Source organism: Acinetobacter sp. 2JN-4 (assembly GCF_003687745.1).
Taxonomy (GTDB): domain Bacteria; phylum Pseudomonadota; class Gammaproteobacteria; order Pseudomonadales; family Moraxellaceae; genus Acinetobacter; species Acinetobacter halotolerans.
In genome coordinates this window covers 353,684-375,020 of the sequence record NZ_RDNY01000002.1, presented here as the reverse complement: position 1 = coordinate 375,020, position 21,337 = coordinate 353,684, and the positions used below count along the sequence as shown (strand labels likewise).

19 protein-coding genes and 1 riboswitch are annotated in these 21,337 nt (G+C 41.3%); of the genes, 15 read left to right on the top strand and 4 right to left on the bottom strand.

The features are described from left to right. Positions 1 to 104 precede the first annotated feature (104 nt). Positions 105 to 824 (bottom strand): SDR family oxidoreductase, encoded by a 720-nt coding sequence (locus tag EAH57_RS04670; protein ID WP_121929037.1) that lies wholly within the window; start codon positions 822 to 824, stop codon positions 105 to 107. A 225-nt stretch (positions 825 to 1,049) separates the two neighbouring features. On the opposite strand from EAH57_RS04670, the gene EAH57_RS04665 reads away from it, so the two are divergent. Together EAH57_RS04665 and EAH57_RS04660 are read left to right on the top strand one after the other, a co-directional pair. Continuing rightward, positions 1,050 to 2,213, top strand: coding sequence for a zinc ribbon domain-containing protein (locus EAH57_RS04665; protein WP_121929036.1), 1,164 nt, complete (start codon positions 1,050 to 1,052; stop codon positions 2,211 to 2,213). Positions 2,214 to 2,221: 8 nt separating this feature from the next. After that, a complete protein-coding gene (locus tag EAH57_RS04660) occupies positions 2,222 to 3,595 on the top strand; it encodes a DUF4041 domain-containing protein (RefSeq protein ID WP_121929035.1) in 1,374 nt (457 codons plus the stop codon). Between the two features lie 11 nt (positions 3,596 to 3,606). On the opposite strand, the gene EAH57_RS04655 is transcribed toward EAH57_RS04660, so the two are convergent. Both EAH57_RS04655 and EAH57_RS04650 read right to left on the bottom strand, forming a co-directional pair. Next, positions 3,607 to 3,807 (bottom strand): DUF3565 domain-containing protein, encoded by a 201-nt coding sequence (locus EAH57_RS04655; protein ID WP_121929034.1) that lies wholly within the window; start codon positions 3,805 to 3,807, stop codon positions 3,607 to 3,609. Then, positions 3,808 to 4,260: a MarR family winged helix-turn-helix transcriptional regulator gene (locus EAH57_RS04650; RefSeq protein ID WP_017396478.1), complete on the bottom strand. Its 453-nt coding sequence runs from the start codon at positions 4,258 to 4,260 to the stop codon at positions 3,808 to 3,810. A gap of 182 nt (positions 4,261 to 4,442) precedes the next feature. Here EAH57_RS04650 and EAH57_RS04645 point away from each other — a divergent pair, with 182 nt between their 5' ends. The 9 genes from EAH57_RS04645 (at position 4,443) to lpxC (ending at position 14,474) form a co-directional block, all read left to right on the top strand. Further along, a complete protein-coding gene (locus tag EAH57_RS04645) occupies positions 4,443 to 4,925 on the top strand; it encodes a glutathione peroxidase (protein WP_121929033.1) in 483 nt (160 codons plus the stop codon). A gap of 222 nt (positions 4,926 to 5,147) precedes the next feature. Further along, on the top strand, positions 5,148 to 6,092 hold the full coding sequence (gene gshB / locus EAH57_RS04640) for a glutathione synthase (protein WP_004673453.1): 945 nt from the start codon (positions 5,148 to 5,150) through the stop codon (positions 6,090 to 6,092). Positions 6,093 to 6,320: 228 nt separating this feature from the next. Then, on the top strand, positions 6,321 to 7,418 hold the full coding sequence (murG, locus tag EAH57_RS04635) for an undecaprenyldiphospho-muramoylpentapeptide beta-N-acetylglucosaminyltransferase (RefSeq protein ID WP_121929032.1): 1,098 nt from the start codon (positions 6,321 to 6,323) through the stop codon (positions 7,416 to 7,418). Between the two features lie 14 nt (positions 7,419 to 7,432). Then, positions 7,433 to 8,878 (top strand): UDP-N-acetylmuramate--L-alanine ligase, encoded by a 1,446-nt coding sequence (murC, locus tag EAH57_RS04630; RefSeq protein ID WP_121929031.1) that lies wholly within the window; start codon positions 7,433 to 7,435, stop codon positions 8,876 to 8,878. Positions 8,879 to 8,912: 34 nt separating this feature from the next. Then, positions 8,913 to 9,839: a D-alanine--D-alanine ligase gene (locus EAH57_RS04625; protein ID WP_121929030.1), complete on the top strand. Its 927-nt coding sequence runs from the start codon at positions 8,913 to 8,915 to the stop codon at positions 9,837 to 9,839. Between the two features lie 3 nt (positions 9,840 to 9,842). Beyond that, entirely contained in the window at positions 9,843 to 10,700 is an 858-nt protein-coding gene (locus EAH57_RS04620) for a cell division protein FtsQ/DivIB (protein ID WP_121929029.1), read from the top strand. Between the two features lie 63 nt (positions 10,701 to 10,763). Then, positions 10,764 to 12,026 carry a cell division protein FtsA gene (ftsA, locus tag EAH57_RS04615; protein WP_004673441.1) on the top strand — a complete coding sequence of 421 codons (1,263 nt, stop codon included), beginning with the start codon at positions 10,764 to 10,766 and terminating at the stop codon, positions 12,024 to 12,026. Positions 12,027 to 12,192: 166 nt separating this feature from the next. Then, the gene (gene ftsZ, locus EAH57_RS04610; RefSeq protein WP_121929028.1) at positions 12,193 to 13,368 is read left to right on the top strand and encodes a cell division protein FtsZ; all 1,176 of its coding nucleotides are present in this window, start codon (positions 12,193 to 12,195) and stop codon (positions 13,366 to 13,368) included. A gap of 203 nt (positions 13,369 to 13,571) precedes the next feature. Next, positions 13,572 to 14,474, top strand: coding sequence for a UDP-3-O-acyl-N-acetylglucosamine deacetylase (gene lpxC / locus EAH57_RS04605; protein ID WP_004673438.1), 903 nt, complete (start codon positions 13,572 to 13,574; stop codon positions 14,472 to 14,474). A 98-nt stretch (positions 14,475 to 14,572) separates the two neighbouring features. Here the strand turns inward: lpxC and EAH57_RS04600 are convergent, their stop codons facing one another. Continuing rightward, on the bottom strand, positions 14,573 to 15,013 hold the full coding sequence (locus tag EAH57_RS04600; RefSeq protein WP_005194054.1) for a hypothetical protein: 441 nt from the start codon (positions 15,011 to 15,013) through the stop codon (positions 14,573 to 14,575). 106 nt (positions 15,014 to 15,119) lie between these two features. Between EAH57_RS04600 and EAH57_RS04595 the strand changes: the two genes are divergently transcribed. The 4 genes from EAH57_RS04595 to EAH57_RS04580 all read left to right on the top strand — a co-directional run bounded on the left by EAH57_RS04595 (position 15,120) and on the right by EAH57_RS04580 (position 21,093). Further along, positions 15,120 to 15,806: a M23 family metallopeptidase gene (locus EAH57_RS04595; RefSeq protein WP_004673436.1), complete on the top strand. Its 687-nt coding sequence runs from the start codon at positions 15,120 to 15,122 to the stop codon at positions 15,804 to 15,806. A gap of 206 nt (positions 15,807 to 16,012) precedes the next feature. Continuing rightward, the gene (gene aceE, locus EAH57_RS04590) at positions 16,013 to 18,730 is read left to right on the top strand and encodes a pyruvate dehydrogenase (acetyl-transferring), homodimeric type (protein ID WP_121929027.1); all 2,718 of its coding nucleotides are present in this window, start codon (positions 16,013 to 16,015) and stop codon (positions 18,728 to 18,730) included. A 2-nt stretch (positions 18,731 to 18,732) separates the two neighbouring features. Beyond that, complete coding sequence (locus tag EAH57_RS04585) at positions 18,733 to 20,676, top strand: 2-oxo acid dehydrogenase subunit E2 (RefSeq protein WP_121929026.1); 1,944 nt, start codon at positions 18,733 to 18,735, stop codon at positions 20,674 to 20,676. A gap of 135 nt (positions 20,677 to 20,811) precedes the next feature. Continuing rightward, positions 20,812 to 21,093 (top strand): hypothetical protein, encoded by a 282-nt coding sequence (locus EAH57_RS04580; protein ID WP_121929025.1) that lies wholly within the window; start codon positions 20,812 to 20,814, stop codon positions 21,091 to 21,093. A 40-nt stretch (positions 21,094 to 21,133) separates the two neighbouring features. After that, positions 21,134 to 21,274, top strand: a riboswitch (yybP-ykoY riboswitch). Positions 21,275 to 21,337 lie beyond the last annotated feature (63 nt).

The following is a 21,337-nucleotide window of genomic DNA, read 5'->3' as shown; positions in this document are numbered from 1 at the left end:
TCCAACATCGCCCTTGGTTTCTGACTACATTTTTGTTCAGTTAAAACCTAATGGCGATTTGTTATGAAAGATCATTTATATAATCACAACCTAAGCGAAAAAACCTAAACATTCTGATCCAACATTGCAGGCATCAAGATTTCTTTAACACAGCTTGCTTTGCTGGTTGAAATAATAAAATTAATTGCATGAATAACATCTGCTAATGGGATTAGTGAATATTCCGTTTGTTCTAAAATTTCTTCAACAGGTTTGGCGATTTCATATTCACTGGCAAGGTAGCCTAGATTAAGCACACTAACCCCAATTAAGTGTTCACGTAAGATTTCTCTGAGGGATTGTGCAATACCTCTTAATGCAAATTTGGTGGCGGAGAAAACAAGTTCTTTGCCGTTATGGTTATCAACGCCCCAAGTTGAACCGATCAGAATAATTTTGGCATTGTCAGAGCGTTTTAGATTTTCAATTAAAGATTGAATGGATTGGATACAAGTAGTGATATTGGTATGAATGATTTGGTTGATTTCAGCGGCAGAAACATTTTCAAAATTATAGTTTTCGCTAAATGCCTGTTGTTCCCAAATACCTACGTTGTAAATCAGCACATCAACTTTTTGCTGTCCAATTGCTGTTTTTACGTCACTTGCAGCTTGTTCAGGTTTGGAAAGATCAGTACAGATCCAGTTTAATTTTTGAATTTCTTGCGGTTGAGTTCGGGATACGCCATAGATCGTATCTGTTGACCTTGGTACAGTTTGAACAATGGCTTTTCCTAGTCCTTTACTAACACCATATATGAGAAATGTTTTATTCGAATCGCTCATTACTCTTTCCATGTATCTAAGATTAAAAGGCAACTATAAAAGCTCATCTTAGCTTGAGGTCAAGGGTGGAGTTTAGTTATTAGGACAATTTAAAGAATACTTAAAAAATAGATTAATAAATTTTAATGCGACATATTTTGACGTATTTTTGATTAAATTTAACCCAATAATTTCGTAATATAATATAATAAAAAATAAATTCATATTAGATTTAGGTTGAGTTCTATGATAAAAGTTGTTGATTTAAAGGGTGATTTTTTTTATATCGGTGATGAATGTGTATTATCTATACGAGCATCAATTATTGGTTCTAAAGATGATTTTGGTAAATTACCGTATAGTATTGAGGAAGAGGTCAAAATTTTAGATAGTGATGGCTTTGAAATTGATAGTGTCTATTTAACTTTTAACCCAATTAAACTTAATCAACCAGTATTCGCTACGGAAACTTTTACTTTAGATGACCAATCTCAAAAAGGTGAAATAGAATCCATTAATTTATTAAATAAGACTGTACAAATTTCAAAATCTAAAGATAAAGCAAATTTTGAAGAGTTTTTTAATAATCAGAAAATTTCAGACTGGATTCCTGAATTAAAGGCAAAAATTAAATCTGACCAAGATAAAACAGTTATAAGTATAAAGGCTAGTATATGTCCGCAACCTAATGATGAGTTTTATAATAGACAAGAATTTTATGAAGAGGTTAAACTTTTAGATGAAGATGGATTCCAAATAGCAAGTGTTCCGTTACATTTTAGAAATACTAGGGCTAAACAAATAAGTAGTGAAACTGTTAGAGAAGAACTCTATGATTCCTGTTTGTCAAAGAAAGTTAAATACATTCAACTAATGGATTCTATTGTCTGTATAAATCCATCTCAAACAATATCCCCTGAATTGCAAATTCAAGATAAAAAGTCTTCTATAGATGAAAACTCTAAAATCTACCTAAAAGGTAATATTAAAGATAAAAGCTTTTGTAAAGAATGTGATGCTGAGATTCCTTTCGGTGTTGATATTTGTGATGAATGCCGTGCAGAAAAATTAAAGAAAATACATGGTACAGCAACCCAAAAATCTTCGCACATAAGTAACAAGCAAATCAGTTATTGTGAAAACTGTAGGTGTGAAGTTCCTTTCGGGGCAAAAATCTGTGATTTTTGCCGATCACAACAGTTACAAAGAATTCATGCAGGTGAAAAAAGCAGTCCTACAACGAATCCAGTAGTACAGACACGTACTCCCCAAAGTGAATGGAAACCATGGCCACCTAAGGCGCAAGAGACTATTTTCCAAGCTAAAAAGGAACCACACTCAATAGGAATGATTGGTTGGATTATCATTATTTTTATTGCATTTTTCTTGTTAGTTACTTGTTTTGGGTAGGGGGGTATATGTCATTTTTTTGGTTCTTAATCTCATGTGTATTAGGATTAATAGTTTGGAAAAGCTATGAAAAAGTAAAGCAATATAAAAAAGATATCTTAAATCAACAAAAGAAATTGTCTGAGCAAAGCCAACAATTAGATTTAGTTAATGGAAAATTGAATCGTGTTGGCGACGTTGAGCAAGTTATTAAAAACTTAAGTACTCAAATAGAAGAAATGAGATCTGATTATCTAATTAAGAAGGGTTATTTGGATGAAGTGGAAAATCGTCTAAAACTTTATTCCAATGATCTAGAACTAATTGATCAGGGCGTGTATGAGCCTGCATTTTCTTTTGAATTAAGTGATGAGTATAAGCAAGCCCTTATTCAAAATAAAGAACATCAAAAAGAAATGGTCAAAAGTGGAAAAGCAGTTATTTCTGAAGAGAGCTGGAGTATTGTTGGCGCAAATGGAAAGAAAAAGAGCGGTGAAAAACTTACAAAAAACAATATTCATCTGACATTACGTGCCTTTAATGGGGAGTGTGATGCAATTATTTCTAGAGTTTCTTGGTCAAATATACATACGGCTTCTAGGAAAGTTGCAGATGTATTCAATAGTATTAACAAAAAAAATGAAATAAATCTTATTTATATAAGCCAAGCATACTTACAACTGAAATTAGATGAATTACATTTGAAATTCGAGTATTTAGAAAAGCTACAACAGGAAAAAGAAGAAAGAGCAGAACTGCGACGTGTTGAGCGTGAAGAGGAGAAACTACGTGAAAGTATAGAAGATGCTGAAGAACAAGAGAAGGAATACGAAGAAAAATTAGCAAAGATACGAAATGAGATTGAAAAGTCAGTAGGTGAAGAGCAAGTTCGCTTACGGGCACAAATTGATTTGCTAAATGAGCAATTGGAACAAGCTCATCAAAAGAAAGAAAGAGCTTTATCTATGGCGCAGCAAACAAAAGTCGGGTATGTATACATAATTTCAAATATTGGAGTATTTGGGGAGCATATTTATAAAATTGGTTTGACCCGAAGAATTGATCCTTTTGAACGTATTAATGAATTAAGTGATGCAGCACTTCCTTTCAGATTTGATGTACATGCCATGATTTATAGTGGAAATGCCCCTGAATTGGAATCAAGTCTTCATAAACATTTTAACGATCGACGTATAAACAAGGTTAATCATCGAAAAGAGTTTTTTAATGCGGAATTAGCTGAAATTGAAGGAATTGTTAAACAATTGGGTCACAAAGCACTGTTTCATCCAGTTCCCGAAGCGAAAGAATTTAGACAAACTTTGCAATTTATTGAAAATATGAATCATAGTGTTGAAAGTTCAATTGTTTTAAAAAGCGATCAACTTCCAAATGCTATTTAAGAAATACCAAGCTATTTCATAAAGGTTTCTTCCTCACACTTGTTACATTCCAACATCATACCTAACTTTTCATTCCGCCCTTGTTCAGTCAACACCCAAGGGCGATTTTGCCACGGTGGGTCATGGCGCACATGCTGCGTATGACCACAAGCGAGATCAGCTACGTAATGTCCTTCGTCATCTAAATGAAATCCAACAATAGCTTGCTGCATTTACTCACTCAAACTTTCGAGTTTAGAATGTTCCAAACCCTTTAAAAAACGATGACATAAGTTATGAATCGCCACCAAATCATTGGGATCGACACCCAAAGAGCAGGCGAGCTTAAATGGAATTAAAGTGATTTCATCTTTTGCAGCGAGTGCTTTTTCCAGCAAGATCACCTTTTTCATACGCTCATCTTCTTTCACCGCAACACGCTTTAAAAATTGCTTTTCTTCGAGTTTTTTAATAATCGGTGTGAGCGTTCCTGAATCAAAAAAGGTCTTTTGTCCAATTTCAGACAAAGTCACATTGTCTTTTTCATACAAAGCCAACAACACAATAAATTGCGGGTAGGTCAGATCATATTCCTGAAGTAAAGGGCGATATTGACGAATCATTGCATTGGTCGCGGAATACATAGCAAAACACACTTGATTATCCAAGTAAGAAATTTCAGTCATGCTTTACTCCTCAACACCATCATTATTGCTAGAGAACAGTATAGTTTGGAAATACGGGAAAGTATATTGCGCATAATTAACTTGCACACAAGATAATTGTGTGCAATATTATTTGCCATGTAGCTGAATCACCGAAACAGCGACGTTGGATATTGCACATTTTTATTGAAGAGAGAACTGTTATGACCTCGATTTATGATTTTCAGGCTGAACTGTTAGAAGGCGAGCAAAAGAACCTTGCAGATTATCAAGACAAAGTTTTATTGGTGGTCAATACCGCAAGTCAATGCGGCTTAACCCCACAATTTGAAGGCCTTGAAAAGCTATATCAGGATTATCAACAACAAGGTTTGGTGATTTTAGGCTTTCCATGTAACCAGTTTGCCAATCAAGATCCATCAAGCAATGAAGAAATTGGCAGCTTCTGTCAACGCAACTACGGTGTGTCATTTCCGATGTTTGCCAAAGTTGACGTGAATGGACCAACTGCACATCCTTTGTATCAATACTTAACTTCGGAAGCGAAAGGTCTGTTAGGCAGCGCAAGCATTAAATGGAATTTCACCAAGTTCTTGATCAATCAAAAAGGTGAAGTAATCAAACGTTATTCTCCAACGACAAAACCAGAAAAAATTGCGAAAGATATTCAAAAACTTTTGGCATAAGTTGTATAAAGTGTTGATGATTTGGAAATTACTGGTATTGAAATCATCTACCAGTAATTTTCTCATTTTTAATCAATGATCAATTCAGACCTGATATACAGATCATTGTAGACGACTGAATAAAATAGATTTTTTTATAATTAAGAATTACATAACTTGTTTAAACATCGTCATTAAAGTTCGCTATACTTTTGCCAAGATTAAAAATACGAGCGTCAGATTATGCGTGTACTTGTAGTGATGGACCCAATTGAAACTGTGAATCTAAAAAAAGATTCCACCATGGCAATGTTATGGGCGGCCAGCCGTCGTGGACATGAGTTGGGTTATGCATTACAACAAGATTTGTATATTGATCAAGGCAAAGCGTTTGGTTTGATTTCGCCGTTAAAAGTGTTTGAAGATTATGATCATTATTATGAGTTAGGCGAAAAGCAAAAAGAATCGATTGCTGCTTATGACGTGGTGTTGATGCGTAAAGACCCGCCGTTTGATATGAATTTTGTCTATAGCACTTATATCTTGGAACAGGCAGAGCGAGAAGGGGCGTGGATTATCAATAAACCACAATCCTTACGCGACTGTAATGAAAAGCTATTTGCTACCCAATTCCCTGAGCTACAAGTGCCGACCTTGGTGACTTCACAACAAAGTTTAATTCGTGAATTCATCAAAGAACATGGTGATGTCATCGTAAAACCATTGGATGGCATGGGTGGTACAGGGATTTTCCGCTTGTATCAAGATGGTGTGAATATTGGTTCAACTTTAGAAATGCTCACTGAACTGGGCACATGTCCAATCATGGCGCAGCGTTATATTCCTGAAATCGTGGAAGGGGATAAACGCATTTTGATGGTTAATGGTGAGCCAGTGCCGTATTGCTTGGCGCGTATTCCACAAAATGGTGAAGTGCGTGGCAACTTGGCTGCGGGTGGTTTAGGACAAGCTCGTCCGCTGAGTGAAAATGACAAAATGATTGCGGCAAAAGTTGGGCCATTCTTGCGTGAAAAAGGGCTAGTTTTCGTCGGATTAGACGTGATTGGCAATTATGTCACCGAGATTAATGTCACCAGTCCAACCTGTATTCGTGAGATTGATGACCAATTTGGCACTGCCATTGCCGATGATTTATTTGCGGTGTTAGAAGCGGGTCGTACAAACTAATTTATTATCAATTTTTGACCGAATTGCCCATTTATTTTTTATGTTAATTTAGCAGTAAATGGGCAATTAGATGTAGACATCATCATGTTTTTAGCAAACAATTGCAAAAAGTATAGCTTTCTGTTGTAAACAAGTGAAATTCGCTTTTCGTGAATGAAACTTTAGGATTAAAATAACTGCCGAAAACAATAGACGATAACCTTCTTTTTTGAGTTGAAGAATTACACCGTGACCAATTCACCACAGAACAAACCCAAACATGTCTTGATGATGGCTGCTGGTACAGGTGGGCATGTTTTTCCTGCGCTTGCTGTTGCCAAACAACTTCAACAAGAAGGCTGCCAAGTCTCATGGTTGGCGACGCCAACTGGTATGGAAAATCGCTTACTCAAAGATCAAAATATTCCGATTTATCAAATTGATATCCAAGGTGTGCGTGGCAATGGTTTGTTGCGTAAACTCAGTGCACCTTTTAAAATTTTAAAAGCAACTTTAAGCGCAATGCGCTACATGAAGCAGCTCAAGATTGATGTTGTCGCTGGTTTTGGTGGTTATGTTGCAGGACCGGGTGGTTTGGCCGCGCGCTTGCTCGGTATTCCGATTCTCATCCATGAACAAAATGCAGTTGCTGGCTTTACCAATACCCAACTGTCACGGATTGCCAAAACAGTTTGTCAGGCTTTTCCAAATACTTTCCCAAGCAGTGATAAAGTAGTCACTACAGGCAATCCTGTGCGGGCTGAAATCAGCGCGATTTTGAACCCGTCATGGCGTTATCAAAGCCGTGAACAAGAGCAACAGCCGATCAATATTTTGATTGTCGGTGGTTCATTGGGTGCGCAAGCGTTAAATGAGCGTTTGCCTGAAGCCTTGCTCAAGCTCAATGTGCCGTTAAATGTTTTTCATCAATGTGGTCAAAATCAGCAAGACGCAACGCGAAATCGTTATCAAGCTGCGCCTGCGAGTTTACATGTTGAAGTTCAGCCCTTTATTCAAGATATGGCCAAAGCCTATAGTGAAGCAGATCTGATTATCTGTCGTGCGGGTGCATTGACAGTTACTGAAGTCGCCACTGCTGGTCTGGCTGCGGTTTTTGTGCCTTTGCCGATCGCGGTGGATGATCACCAAACTGCCAATGCTAAATTCCTTGCAAATGTGGGGGCTGCCAAGATTTGCCAGCAAACAGAGATGACACCAGCAGCATTAGATGAGCTGTTGGCGAGTTTACTCAATCGCCAGCTTTTATCTGAAATGGCCATTAAAGCACGTCAACAAGCACAACCGAATGCAACTCAGCATGTGGTTGATCTGATTAAAAAATTGTAATTCGAGTTTTATTTATGTCTCCAACAAATCCAAACCAAGCTAAAAAGCTGATTAAAGTGCCAGAGATGCGCCGTATTAAACACATCCATTTTGTGGGGATTGGTGGTGCAGGGATGTGCGGTATTGCTGAAGTGTTGGGTAACCAAGGCTATAAAATTTCAGGTTCAGACATTAAAGCCTCAAAGACCACAGCGCAACTCGAAGCCAATGGCATCAAAGTGTATATTGGTCATAGTGCTGAAAATATTAAAAATGCCAATGTATTGGTTGTTTCAACTGCAATCGATCCTGAAAATCCAGAGATCAAAGCCGCGATCGAGCAGCGTACGCCGATCGTGCGTCGTGCGGAAATGTTGGGTGAGTTGATGCGCTATCGTCACGGGATTGCTGTGGCAGGTACGCATGGTAAAACCACCACCACCAGCTTGCTTACCACCATGTTGGCTGAAGAAAACCTCGATCCGACCTATGTGATCGGTGGATTGTTGAATAGTACGGGTGTAAATGCTGCACTTGGTGAAAGTCGCTTTATCGTGGCTGAAGCCGATGAGTCGGATGCATCGTTCTTGTATTTGCAGCCAATGGCAGCCATCGTCACCAATATCGATGCAGATCACATGGATACCTATGAAGGTAGCTTTGACAAGTTAAAAGATACCTTCATCCAGTTTTTACATAATTTACCGTTCTATGGCTTAGCTGTGGTCTGTGGAGATGATGCCAATATTCGCGAGATTCTTCCGCGAGTTGGTCGTCCTGTGATTACTTATGGCTTTGATGACGATAATGACGTTCGTGCCATTGATGTAGAGCAAGATGGTATGCGTTCACACTTCACTGTGCTGCGTAAAGATCGTGAACCGTTACGTGTCACCGTCAACCAACCAGGCTTGCATAATGTGCTGAATGCATTGGCAGCGATTGGGGTGGCAACCGATGAGGGCGTTTCGGATGAGGCGATTTGTCGTGCTCTAGCCGGATTTAGTGGTGTGGGTCGTCGCTTCCAAGTTCAAGGTGAATTTGAAGTTGGAGATGGCTTGGTGAAATTGGTGGATGACTATGGTCATCATCCTAAAGAAGTCGAAGCGACCATTAAAGCGGCGCGTGCCAGCCATCCAGATCGTCGTTTAGTGATGATGTTCCAGCCGCACCGTTATAGTCGTACCCGTGATTGTTTTGATGATTTTGTGGATGTGTTATCTCAGGTTGATCAATTACTGTTGTTGGAAGTGTATGCCGCAGGTGAAAAGCCCGTGGTCGGTGCTGATAGCCGAGCTCTAGCGCGTAGTATTCGTCTACGCGGTCAGGTTGAACCGATCTTGGTTGATCCAGTCGAAGGCAATTTACCAAGTGTTTTACAAAAAGTGTTACAAGCGAATGACTTGTTATTAACACAAGGCGCAGGTAACGTGGGGGCAATTTCGGTAGAATTGGCTCAGCATCGCTTGTATGCCAAATAATTGTATTTTGTATTAAAGTTTTAAGGATATAAACGTGTCAAATGCTGCAAAATTCGGCAAAGTTGCTGTGTTGTTTGGTGGGAAGTCGGCTGAACGTGCTGTGTCATTGGATAGTGGTCAAGCCGTTTTAAATGCATTGTTGCGTTCAGGCGTGCAAGCAGAAGCATTTGATCCACAAGATCGTAGTGTGACTGAATTGGTTGCTTATGATCGTGCTTTTATCGTGTTGCATGGTCGCGGTGGCGAAGATGGCCAGATCCAAGGGGTGTTGGAATGGTTAAATCTTCCTTATACAGGCACTGGGGTACAAGGTTCTGCGATTGGTATGGACAAGGTCAAAACCAAGCAAATTTGGCAAGGTAGTGACTTGCCAACAGCACCATACCGTATTATTAGCAAAGCGACTGACTTGGATGCTGTGATTGCGGAATTGGGCTTGCCTGTGATTATTAAACCTGTGCATGAAGGCTCAAGTGTCGGCATGAGTAAGGTTGAGAAAGCCGAAGACTTTGCTGCTGCCATTGAAAAAGCAACGCAGCATGATGCTGTGGTGATGGCTGAAAAATGGATTACAGGTCGTGAATTTACCATTTCATTTTTGGATGGTCAGCCTTTACCTGTAATTCGTTTACAACCGCCAGCAGATGTGGCGTTTTATGATTATGAAACCAAATATCAACGTAATGATGTTGAATATGGGATTCCTTGCGGGTTAAGCGAGGCAGAAGAGCAAACTTTACAAGCGCTTTGCTTGCGTGCGTTCCAAGCCGTTGGTGCGGAAGATTGGGGGCGTATTGATGCCATGCAAGATGAGCAAGGCAACTTCTGGTTGTTGGAAGTGAATACCGTTCCGGGTATGACCAGTCATTCTCTCGTGCCGAAAGCAGCACAAGCCGTGGGTTATAGTTTCGATCAGCTCTGCGTTGCGATTTTAGAGCAAACGTTAACAAAGTCGGCTTAATTTATGGCTCAACTCCCTGCATCCATGCGCCGTAAATCACGGCCAGCGATTAGCTCTATCCACGAGAAACCGCCTTCACCTCAACAAAAGATGGTGAATGCGGGCGGCTGGGTGTTGCTGGTGATTGCATTTGCAGTGCTGGCGCTGGGTATTTATGGCTTGTATAAAGTCATGACTGATGCCACAGTGGCGGAATTGCAGGTGGTTGGTGCAAATTCAGAACAAGAAAACCAGTTATTGGTTCAGAAATTAACGCCGATTATTCAAGATAATTATTTCACTTCAGATTTAGAACTCATTCGAGATCAAGCATTAAACGTTTCATGGGTTGACCGTGTGGTCGTGTCACGAGCTTGGCCAAATGCAATTCGTGTGCGGGTGATGCCGCGTCATGCAATTGCGCGTTGGGGAACAGGGCGTTTGCTCAGTGACAATGGTGAAGTATTTAGCGAGGCTGTGCCAAAAGCACATCCGAATTTACCGCTTTTACATGGTCCGACCAGCCAATCCAAAATGATGATGCGTCGTTATAATGAAATTAATCAGCTTTTTCTGCCTGCTGATTTGCGTTTAAAAGAGTTGTATTTAACTGAGCGTATGACGTGGTTTATGCAGTTTGATTCGGGTTTACGTATTATTGTAGATCAAGATCAGACCATGAATAAACTACAACGCTTAAGCCATTTGGCACAAACGGATCTTAAACCTGTATGGCCCAAAATCTCGGCGATTGACTTGCGTTATCGGAATGGCCTTGCCATTCAATGGAGAAATGCAACACCGCCTAAGATCGTCAACGGTCAGTTTGTTGTAACGATTGATGACACAAGCCTTGCAGGTGCAATTCAGGCAAAGCCATAATACGTGGCTTGAAAACAACAGGCAGTTTGCCCGTACTACACAACAAAATATGGTATTCAAGTAATGAGTGAAACTGTTCCCTCAGTTGTTACGATTGATATTGGGACTCATAAGGTCACAGTTTTAATTGGTAAAATCCATGCGCCGGACAAGATCCAAGTCATTGGCATGGCATCCGCTCGTAATCGAGGTATGGTTAAGGGCAAGATTGTCAGTCTAGACAAGGTCATTGCGGCGATTAAAAACGCAGTATCCGAAGCTGAGGATATGGCGGAGTGCCGTATTCATAGCGCTTGGGTGTCTATTCCGAGTACAGAATTACAGAGTTTTTATGCCTCTGGTCGTACACCTGTGGCCAACCATGATCATATTATTACAACAAATGAAGTAGTCAGAGCGTTAGAGTTGGCGAAAGCCAGTCATGTTTCCCCAGATTATTACTTGGCAAGTGCAGTGCCACTTGGTTTTGAGTTAGGTGATTCGGCGGAATGGGTGCAGAATCCCGTCAATATGTCTGCGCACAGTATGACAGGGCATTATCAATTGATGATGATGCCGATTAGTACCATGCAAAACCTTGATCGTGCGATGAAAGGCGCGAATATCGGGGTGGAAAAAATGGTGGTGTCTTGCTTAGCAACCGCGGAAGCAAGTCTGCTCAAAGATGAAAAAGAATATGGCGTATGTTTGGTGGATATTGGCGCGGGTATTACCAATATTGCGGTATATCTAGATGGACGTCTAGCGCTAGCACGTACTTTGCAGCGTGGCGGTGAAAATGTAACCCGTGATATTGCCGCTGTTCTACAGACCACCACTGATGAAGCTGAGCGGATCAAGATACTGCATGGTTGCGTGGACCTGAGTGTGGTGAAACCTGATCATATGATCCAAGTACAGGGGATTGATGGCACGCAAACCATTAGTCGTATTGAACTTGCAGAAATCATCATTGCACGTTATGAGGAAATCTTTGCGCTGATTCGTGATGAATTACAGCATAGTGGTGCGATTCATGGTTTGTATCATGGCGTGGTGTTAACGGGCGATGCTTGTCAAATCGAAGGTATGGTGAATTTGGCACGACGGATGCTTGGTGTCTCTGCACATTTGGGCAATCCACCGTTACAGGTGTATGCCGATGATCAGCATTTGCCCGCCTTGCGTCGTTCGATGTATGCCACGGCTTCAGGTTTGTTGATGTTTAGCCAAAGTGATTTGCAAGATGTGGTTGAAGAACCAGAGGAAGCCGCGGACCGTAGTTTTGTAGATCGGGTTGCCAATGGTTGGAATGCATTGAATAGCAAATTAAAGGCTATATTTTAAGTTGTAGTTGTTTTTAGGAAAATTTGTTAGGAAGTTGTAATACTAGGTCACTCTACTTGACAAGTTGGTGATTATTGCACAGCATCCTAAACATCAGTAGTTTTAAAAATCAGGGCAGTAACGGGCTGAAGTAACTGCCATTAATATATTAGGAAATCTAAAGGTCATGGCCTCATTTGAATTTATAGAAGATGAACTAGACGATGGCAACGGTCAAGCCCGTTTCACAGTGTTTGGTGTTGGTGGTGGTGGTGGTAATGCTGTTCAGCACATGGCGCAGTCTGATATTCAAGGTGTGAAATTTGTCTGTGCCAATACAGATAAGCAAGCACTTGACTCTATGAATGCACCATTCAAGATTCAATTGGGTGAGCAAAGCACGCGTGGCCTAGGCGCTGGCGCAAACCCAGAAGTGGGTCAGATTGCCGCAGAAGAAAGTCGTGAAGTGATTCGCCAACACCTTGAAGGCACTGACATGGTCTTTGTCACTGCGGGCATGGGTGGCGGTACAGGTACTGGCGCAGCGCCAGTGGTTGCTGAAGTTGCCAAAGAAATGGGGATCTTGACCGTTGGTGTTGTCACGACCCCATTCAACTTTGAAGGACGTCGTCGTCAAAAATCTGCGGAAAAAGGCATTGATGCTTTAGAAGCGCATGTTGATTCTTTGATTATCATTCCGAACCAGCGCTTACTTAGTGTTTATGGCGATATTTCAATGAAAGATGCCTATAAAAAGGCAGATGACGTATTGTTAAATGCGGTTCGCAGTATCTTCGATCTCGTGGTCAATCGTGGTCATATTAACCTTGACTTTGCCGATTTAAAAACAGCGATGAGTACACGTGGTTATGCCATGATGGGTGCTGGTTTAGGCCGTGGTGAAGATCGTGCACGTCAAGCTGCTGAGCAAGCGATTCGCAGCCCGTTGCTTGATAATGTAAATATTATCAATGCGAAAGGCGTGTTGATCAATATTACGGGTGGTGATGATATTACCCTTCGTGAAACAGAAATTATTACCGATATCGTCAATCAAATTGTTGATTTGGATGATGGTGAGATTTTCTACGGTACGGTATTTGACCCAGATGCACGTGATGAGCTGCGTGTGACTGTTATAGCAACGGGTTTAACACGTAATTCAGCCGAAGTTGATCATAAAAAACGTACGACTGCTGCGCATTCCTCCTCTCAAGCTACACAAGCTGTTGATGAGGATGATGTTCCTGCAATCAATAAGCGTGCAAATGCGGAGGCTTCAGCCAATGCAGCGCCAAGCTCATCTCCGCTTTCATCTCCGATGAGTATTCAAGACTATTTGAAAAATCAACAACGTAAATAGTCGAATAAAAAGGTGGTTAAAAAGGGGTATTGATTACCCCTTTTTTTTATTTTTTAGAATAAATGGGTCATTATGTCGCTATTGCTTACGTTTTATCTCTGCTCTGGTGAGATTTTCTTTGACAAGGCAATCCATTTATGAAGTGCCAAAAGACCCTAAATATGCTAACTTATAGCGGTTTTTGCAAATAAAGTTGGCATGGCATGTTGAAACAACGGACTCTCAAACGTGTGGTGAAAGCGAGCGGTATTGGTCTGCACAGTGGTCAAAAGGTGCTGATTAATTTTGTTCCACACCATATTGATGGAGGTATTGTCTTTCGCCGTATCGATTTAAATCCGCCAGTTGACATTCCAGCCGATGCTTTGCTGATTCAAGAAGCCTTTATGTGTTCCAATCTGGTCCGTGAAGACATTAAGGTGGGCACCATCGAACATGTCATGAGTGCCATTGCCGGTCTTGGGATTGATAATTTAATTGTTGAGGTATCCGCTTCTGAAGTTCCGATTATGGATGGAAGTGCAGGGCCATTTATTTATTTACTCATACAAGGTGAACTTGCTGAGCAGGATGCGCCGAAAAAATTTATTCGAATTTTAAAACCTGTTGAAGCATTAATAGAAGATAAACGCGCGATTTTTACGCCGCATTCAGGCTTTCAGTTGAACTTTACCATTGACTTTGATCATCCTGCATTTGCTAAAGAATACCAGTCAGCCACTATTGATTTTTCCACAGAAGTCTTTGTCTATGAAGTGAGTGAAGCACGCACCTTTGGCTTTATGAAAGATTTAGATTACTTAAAAGCCAATAATCTTGCTTTGGGTGCGAGCTTAGACAATGCGATTGGTGTGGATGATACAGGTGTGGTCAATGAGGAAGGATTGCGCTTTGCGGATGAATTTGTCCGACATAAGATTTTGGATGCAGTAGGGGATTTATATCTCCTTGGACATCAGGTCATTGCGAAGTTTGATGGCTATAAATCAGGCCATGCACTCAATAATCAGCTATTACGCAATGTTCAAAATGATCCAAGCAGCTATGAAATTGTAACATTTGATGACGAGAAGAATTGTCCAATTCCGTATGTAAGTGTGACATAAGTCATTGTCTTTCCATGCCTATGTTATAATGTAACAAGCTGAAATGAGATGCACGTCACGGAAAATAACAGCAGATTCCATCACTTAAATTGAGTGGTTTACTTTTTATTGCTTGCCAAACGTAGTAAAGCTTGGCTAAGCTTAGGGTCGCTCACATATTCAGCGGCGCTACGCAATAGCTCTTGGGTCTCTGATGTAAGTACTTTTGATGAGGGGGATGGTTGTTGAGGTGCAATAACTTTGTGTCTTAAACGAACTTGAATTTTTCGTAAATCATGAAGTCCTTGGAGTTGAGCTAACTGCGCAACATAGTGGCTTTGCAAATAACTGAGTTGACTAATCATTGCTTGATTTTCACCGGTTATGATCAGAACACCATGTTGATAACAAACAACCTGCCATTGCTCTGGTTGGGGCAGTAAAGGTTGAATAATTTTCGTAAGTTGTGTCCATTGTGTGACTTGCGTCGTTAGAAACGTTAAGTTTCCAGTTTTTGTACGTTGTCCTTTCTGTTGAAAAACGTTGCTAGGTTCAGACATGTCAACTTCCTTCGAGGAGATATGCCCATCTTAAGCGTTTATTTTGGCTGTTATCAAGGAAGAGATGATAAAGGGACTTTTTAAGGACGGTTTCAAGAGGTTTTTTATGCATCATACGCGTCGTATTTTACTGGCATTTTCATTGGCGGCTTCAGCTGCTTCAGTTGCTTTTGCAGACTATCAAAATATCAATCAAGCAAATGCTGCTGATCGTTTAGAACAGTTATCAAATACCTTAGCTCAAGGTTCTTATACCCACCCTGATGATATTGATTTACCTGCTGTATCCAATGTATCGGTTAAATTACGCGAAAAAACCATCGAATTGAATAATGCAAGCATTGAGAAAAAATATGGTCGCCAAGACAGCGGATCATCTTTCTCAGCGGGTACAGGTCATTCTTGGTTGGTGAGTCATCCACTACAAGAAGGCCGAGTAAGTTCTACTTGGGGTAATCGCACCTTATTGGGTTCGACCCGTCATCATTCAGGTGTTGATATTGCAGCACCATCAGGTACACCTATCTATGCAACTGGTCCTGGTGTTGTGACTAAAGCGGGTTGGGGTACGGGTTACGGTCAATATGTTGAAATTGACCATGGCAGCGGTTATGTCACACGTTATGCGCATGCATCACGCTTAATGGTGAGTGCAGGTGATCGTGTCGGCGCTGGTGAGCATATTGCCAATGTTGGATGTACAGGTCGTTGTACTGGACCTCATTTACATTTTGAAGTTGTGAAAGATGGTCAACGCAGAAACCCTTCAACTTACCTTGCAATGTTGCCTTAATGTAATTTATTAACAGTTGTATATAAATATTTAAAGAAAATCGCCTTTATTGGCGATTTTTTATGTTTTATGTTTGATTTGGGTCAATGACTATTTAGGAAAAAAATATTAAGTGCTTTTGTATTCATTTAGGGCAATACCTTTATGAAGCCAAAACATGATAAATATAGCAACAACAATATAACTTAAGGGAAAAGGTGAATTATATGGCGTTTTATGGCGACTCTGACGCGCAGGAAACCCAAGAATGGCAAGATGCTTTTGATTCAGTATTACAGCACATGGGCACGGAGCGCGCTGCTTTCTTACTGGAAAAGCTTTATCAACGGGCGATTGCGAAACATGTTCCGATTCAACGCTTAAATACACCTTATCTCAATACGATTTCAGTTGAAGAACAACCTGCGATGCCCGGCGACCAAGATATGGAACGCCGTATTCGTGCATTGATTCGTTGGAATGCCTTAGCAATGGTACTTCGTGCGAATAAAACAGGTGATGATTTAGGTGGACACTTGGCGAGCTTCGCATCAAGTGCAACATTATATGACGTAGGTTTTAACCATTTCTTCCGCGCAAACAGCAATAACTTTGGCGGAGATATGATTTATTACCAAGGACACTGTGCGCCTGGTATTTATGCACGTTCATTCCTTGAAGGACGTTTAACTGAAGAACAGTTAAGTAATTTCCGCCGTGAAGTTGGCGGTAATGGTTTACCAAGCTATCCACATCCGTATTTAATGCCGGACTATTGGCAATTCCCAACAGTATCAATGGGTCTTGGTCCAATCATGTCGATTTATCAGGCACACATTCAAAAATATTTGATGAATCGTGGCTTAATCAAAGAAGAAGATCGTAAAGTCTGGGCATATCTTGGCGATGGTGAGATGGATGAGCCAGAAAGTACGGGTGCAATTTCACTTGCTGGTCGTGAAAAGCTTGATAACCTAATTTGGGTCGTGAACTGTAACTTACAGCGCCTCGATGGTCCTGTACGTGGTAACGGTAAAATTATTCAAGAATTAGAATCTTTATTCCGTGGTGCGGGCTGGCGTGTCATTAAAGTGGTGTGGGGCCGTCATTGGGATCCTCTACTGGCTCAAGATAATTCAGGCGCTTTAAAAGCGGTAATGGACGAAACAGTTGATGGTGAGTACCAGCGCTATCAAGTGAAAGGTGGTGCATATACACGTGAGAAATTCTTTGGCAAGTACCCAGAAGCATCGGAACTTGTAAAAGATTTAAGCGATGAAGACATCGATAATCTTAACCGTGGTGGTCATGACCCGTATAAAGTTTTTGCTGCCTATGCAGAAGCAATGAAAGCCAAAGGTCAACCAACAGTTATTCTTGCGAAAACTGTCAAAGGTTACGGTTTGTCTGAGGAAATTGAAGCGGTGAACAAAACTCACCAAATCAAAAAAATGCAGGTCGACTCTTTGAAATATGTACGTGACCGTTTTAACCTGCCATTTACAGATGATAAGTTAGAAGAACTCCCATTCTATCGCCCAAGTGAAAACTCTCCAGAAATGAAGTATATGAAGGCGCGTCGTGAAGCATTAGGTGGTTACCTACCTGCACGTCGTCGTGAGAGTGAAACTTTAGCGATTCCTGAATTGTCTGTATTTGATGCTGTATTAAATGGTTCAGGTGGTAAAGAACAATCGACCACGATGTTGATGGTTCGTTTAATTGCTGCCTTACTGAAAGAAAAAGCAATTAAAGACCGCGTAGTACCAATCGTTCCAGACGAAGCACGTACTTTTGGTTTAGAAGGTATGTTCCGTCAGCTCGGTATTTATGCTGCTCACGGTCAAAAATATACCCCAGAAGACCAAGAACAGTTAATGCATTACCGTGAAGCAAGTGACGGTCACATGCTTCAAGAAGGAATTAACGAAGCTGGTGCAATGAGTGCATGGGCGGCGTTAGGTACCAGTTATTCAACCAATAACTTGCCGATGATTCCAATGTACATGTACTACTCAATGTTTGGTTTCCAACGTATTGGTGACATTGCATGGGCGGCAGGTGATGCACAGGCACAAGGTTTCTTACTCGGTGCTACTGCTGGCCGTACCACATTGAACGGTGAAGGTTTACAGCACCAAGATGGTCATTCACATATCTTGGCGAACACAATTCCAAACTGTGTATCTTATGATCCATGCTTTGGTTATGAATTGGCCGTGATTGTACACGACGGTTTACAACGTATGTATGTGAACCAAGAGCGCGTGTTCTATTACCTCACAGTAATGAACGAAAACTACGAGCATCCTGCAATGCCAGAAGGCGCTGAGGAAGGCATTAAACGTGGTATGTACTTGTTCGAAAATGATGAAAAAGCAACTGTCCAATTACTTGGTTCAGGTGTAATTCTTCGTGAAATGATTAAAGCTGCGAAAATCTTACGTGATGAATACCAAATCCACTCAAACGTTTGGAGTGTAACGAGCTTCAATGAGTTGTCACGTGATGGCATGGCATGTGAAGAATACAACCGCTTACACCCGCTTGCTGAAGAAGTGAAAGAATCTTGGGTATCTAAACAATTACGCGGTACAGAAGGTATCGTTGTTTCTGCTACAGACCATATGCGTGCGTACAGCGAACAAATCCGTGCATATCTTCCTGATGGTCGTCCATTTGTTGCATTGGGTACAGATGGTTATGGTCGTTCAGATACACGTGCGAACTTACGTAGTTTCTTTGGTGTTGATGCTGCGCATATCGTTGTTGCGACTTTGAAAAAATTAGCTGACGAAGGTGAAGTGGATGCACGTTTAGTTAAAGATGCAATTTCTAACTTTGAGTTAGATACTGATCGTCCAGTGGCTTGGGCTCCACAAGCGCATCCAGAAGTTCAGGCAGTTGCTGAATACAATGAAGCGCAAACAGGTGAGGGGAAATAATCATGCAAATCCAAGCACCTGATATTGGCGTAGATAAGGCTCTTGTTGCAGAGATTTTGGTAAAAGTGGGTGATCACGTTGCGGTTGAGGATAGCCTTTTGGTTCTAGAATCAGACAAAGCAACGGTTGAAGTACCAAGCACCGCCGCAGGGGTTGTCAAAAGCATTTTGGTAAAACAAGGTGATGAAGTAACAGAAGGCGTAGCTCTGATTGAACTTGAAGAGCGAGCTCAAGCGCCAGAAGCGACCACGACCGAAGCACCTAAAGCTGAAAGTCAGAAAGCGAAAGTAAAAGCTGAGAAAACTGAAGACCAACCAGCGCCAGTGGCGGCTAAAACAGCGACTGCGACGCAAGTGGTTGATGTGAAAGTTCCTGACATTGGTGTCGAAAAAGCATTGGTTGCAGAAATTTTGGTCAAAGTTGGTGATCAGATTGAAACTGAGCAAAGCATCGTGGTGGTTGAGTCAGACAAAGCCACAGTAGAAGTGCCAAGCTCGGTCGCTGGTGTGGTTGAGTCGATTCAGATTAAAGAAGGCGACAGTGTTAAAGAGGGTGTTGTATTGATTCAAGTCAAAACAACAATCACTGAAACTGCGCCAGTACCGCAAGAAGCTGCACCAGTTGAAGCACCAGCAGCAACTGGTACAGAAACGGGTGAAGTTGAAATCACAGTTCCAGATTTAGGCGTGGAAAAAGCGGTGGTTTCAGAGATTTTAGTCAGTGTTGGTGATCGTGTAGACGCACAGCAAAGTCTATGTGTGGTTGAGTCAGATAAAGCCTCAGTGGAAGTACCAAGTTCATCAGCAGGCATCGTGAAAGCCATTCATGTGTCATTGAATCAAGATGTGCGCCAAGGGATGCCGTTGGCAAGTATTGAAGTGAGTGGCGAGGCTGTTCCAGCCACTGCCAAAGCACCGAAAGCGTTTCCAGCTGAAGAAGTACGTAGTCCAGCGACTAAACCACAACCAGTGGCGGCTCAAACGCAGTCAGCGCCAGCGCAACCAGAAAAGCTGAGCAAGCAACAAGAGGCCGACAACGCCAAAGTGTATGCTGGCCCAGCGGTGCGCAAGTTAGCACGTGAATTAGGTGTGGTACTTGGACAAGTCAAAGCATCAGGTGAGCATGGCCGTGTGATGAAAGACGATGTTTTTGCATATGTAAAAACTCGATTGACTACAGCGCCAGCAAGTCCAACAACTCAAGCTGCACCAGCGGCTTCTGGTTTACCAGCTTTACCTGACTTTAGTGCCTTCGGTGGCGGTGAAGTTAAAGCGATGACGCGCTTGCAGCAAGTTTCTGTTCCGCAGTTGTCATTGAATAACTTTATTCCTCAAGTCACGCAGTTTGATTTAGCGGATATTACTGAGTTAGAAGCGTGGCGTGGTGAACTCAAAGAAGGTTTTAAAAAGCAAGGGATTAGTTTAACCATCTTGGCATTTATTGCCAAAGCGGTTGCACACTTGCTAAAAGAAGAGCCTTATTTTGCTGGACACTTGGCGGATGATCAAAAATCCGTGCTATTACGTAATGAAATTCATATGGGTATTGCGGTTGCAACGCCAGATGGATTAACCGTTCCTGTATTGCGCAATCCTGACCAGAAATCGATTAAGCAAATTGCCACTGAATTGGCTGAGCTGAGCCAAAAAGCGCGTGATCGTAAGTTGTCACCTAAAGATTTACAAGGTGCGAACTTTACGATTACCAGTTTAGGTTCAATTGGCGGTACGGCGTTTACACCATTGGTCAACTGGCCTCAAGTTGCAATTTTGGGTATTTCACCTGCAACTATGCAACCTGTCTGGAATGGCAAAGACTTTGATCCGCGACTAATGCTACCACTATCATTATCTTATGATCATCGTGTGATTAATGGTGCAGATGCGGCGCGTTTTAGCAATAAGCTCACCAAGTTATTAAAAGATATTCGCAGTTTATTGCTGTAAATAATTTGAATATAGAGAACCTCGCTTATGCGGGGTTTTCTTTTTTTGGGAAATTTAAAATAACAGACTTTCTTTGAGCGCTATTTTATTTAGAATGAATCATCAGAATTCAATACGCTTAAACTAGAGGTAGAGATGTTCGCGATTTATAAAGTGATGTTACCGCTCGTGTTGATTGTTTTTTTGCTGATGGGATTGTGGGTGAGTTACTTACACTTTCCATGGGAATGGATCATCTATGCCGTAATGGGCTTGGAGGTGTTGCTTGCGACCGTGGCGATGACAATGGAATATCAAGCGCAAAATGTGGGTAGCACCAGCGGTTGGGGAAGTATGGGGATTATTGGCGGAAATGTCGTTTTTGCATTCCTATTGGGGCTTTTCAGATGTGTAATGTGGTGGTATCAAAAAATCTAAATTTAGAGATTTTAAATAGGATATGGATTTGTTAGAATAAAACCACTTCATTGGGGAGTAGCCGCTCTTTACGCAAAGTAAAGAGGTGATGATCAACATAATTGTTCAACAGAACATGGTCATCATAGCAAAGAACCAAAAACAGCTTTTTAGCTGTGCTTTTGTTGGCAAGACCTTTGATTTATCACTCTGCAATCAATCTATTTGATTTTGGCTAGCAGGAGGGATAGGTCATCGGTATATT

What these genes read in the sequence shown, in the direction of transcription:
- ftsA (WP_004673441.1), top strand. Translation starts at nt 10,764, where the DNA reads ATGAGTGAAACTGTTCCCTCAGTTGTTACGATTGATATTGGGACTCAT.
- aceE (WP_121929027.1), top strand. Translation starts at nt 16,013, where the DNA reads ATGGCGTTTTATGGCGACTCTGACGCGCAGGAAACCCAAGAATGGCAA.
- lpxC (WP_004673438.1), top strand. Translation starts at nt 13,572, where the DNA reads ATGTTGAAACAACGGACTCTCAAACGTGTGGTGAAAGCGAGCGGTATT.
- murC (WP_121929031.1), top strand. Translation starts at nt 7,433, where the DNA reads ATGTCTCCAACAAATCCAAACCAAGCTAAAAAGCTGATTAAAGTGCCA.
- EAH57_RS04660 (WP_121929035.1), top strand. Translation starts at nt 2,222, where the DNA reads ATGTCATTTTTTTGGTTCTTAATCTCATGTGTATTAGGATTAATAGTT.
- EAH57_RS04665 (WP_121929036.1), top strand. Translation starts at nt 1,050, where the DNA reads ATGATAAAAGTTGTTGATTTAAAGGGTGATTTTTTTTATATCGGTGAT.
- EAH57_RS04580 (WP_121929025.1), top strand. Translation starts at nt 20,812, where the DNA reads ATGTTCGCGATTTATAAAGTGATGTTACCGCTCGTGTTGATTGTTTTT.
- gshB (WP_004673453.1), top strand. Translation starts at nt 5,148, where the DNA reads ATGCGTGTACTTGTAGTGATGGACCCAATTGAAACTGTGAATCTAAAA.
- EAH57_RS04670 (WP_121929037.1), bottom strand. Translation starts at nt 824, where the DNA reads ATGAGCGATTCGAATAAAACATTTCTCATATATGGTGTTAGTAAAGGA.
- ftsZ (WP_121929028.1), top strand. Translation starts at nt 12,193, where the DNA reads ATGGCCTCATTTGAATTTATAGAAGATGAACTAGACGATGGCAACGGT.
- EAH57_RS04585 (WP_121929026.1), top strand. Translation starts at nt 18,733, where the DNA reads ATGCAAATCCAAGCACCTGATATTGGCGTAGATAAGGCTCTTGTTGCA.
- EAH57_RS04650 (WP_017396478.1), bottom strand. Translation starts at nt 4,260, where the DNA reads ATGACTGAAATTTCTTACTTGGATAATCAAGTGTGTTTTGCTATGTAT.
- EAH57_RS04595 (WP_004673436.1), top strand. Translation starts at nt 15,120, where the DNA reads ATGCATCATACGCGTCGTATTTTACTGGCATTTTCATTGGCGGCTTCA.
- EAH57_RS04645 (WP_121929033.1), top strand. Translation starts at nt 4,443, where the DNA reads ATGACCTCGATTTATGATTTTCAGGCTGAACTGTTAGAAGGCGAGCAA.
- EAH57_RS04655 (WP_121929034.1), bottom strand. Translation starts at nt 3,807, where the DNA reads ATGCAGCAAGCTATTGTTGGATTTCATTTAGATGACGAAGGACATTAC.
- EAH57_RS04620 (WP_121929029.1), top strand. Translation starts at nt 9,843, where the DNA reads ATGGCTCAACTCCCTGCATCCATGCGCCGTAAATCACGGCCAGCGATT.
- EAH57_RS04600 (WP_005194054.1), bottom strand. Translation starts at nt 15,013, where the DNA reads ATGTCTGAACCTAGCAACGTTTTTCAACAGAAAGGACAACGTACAAAA.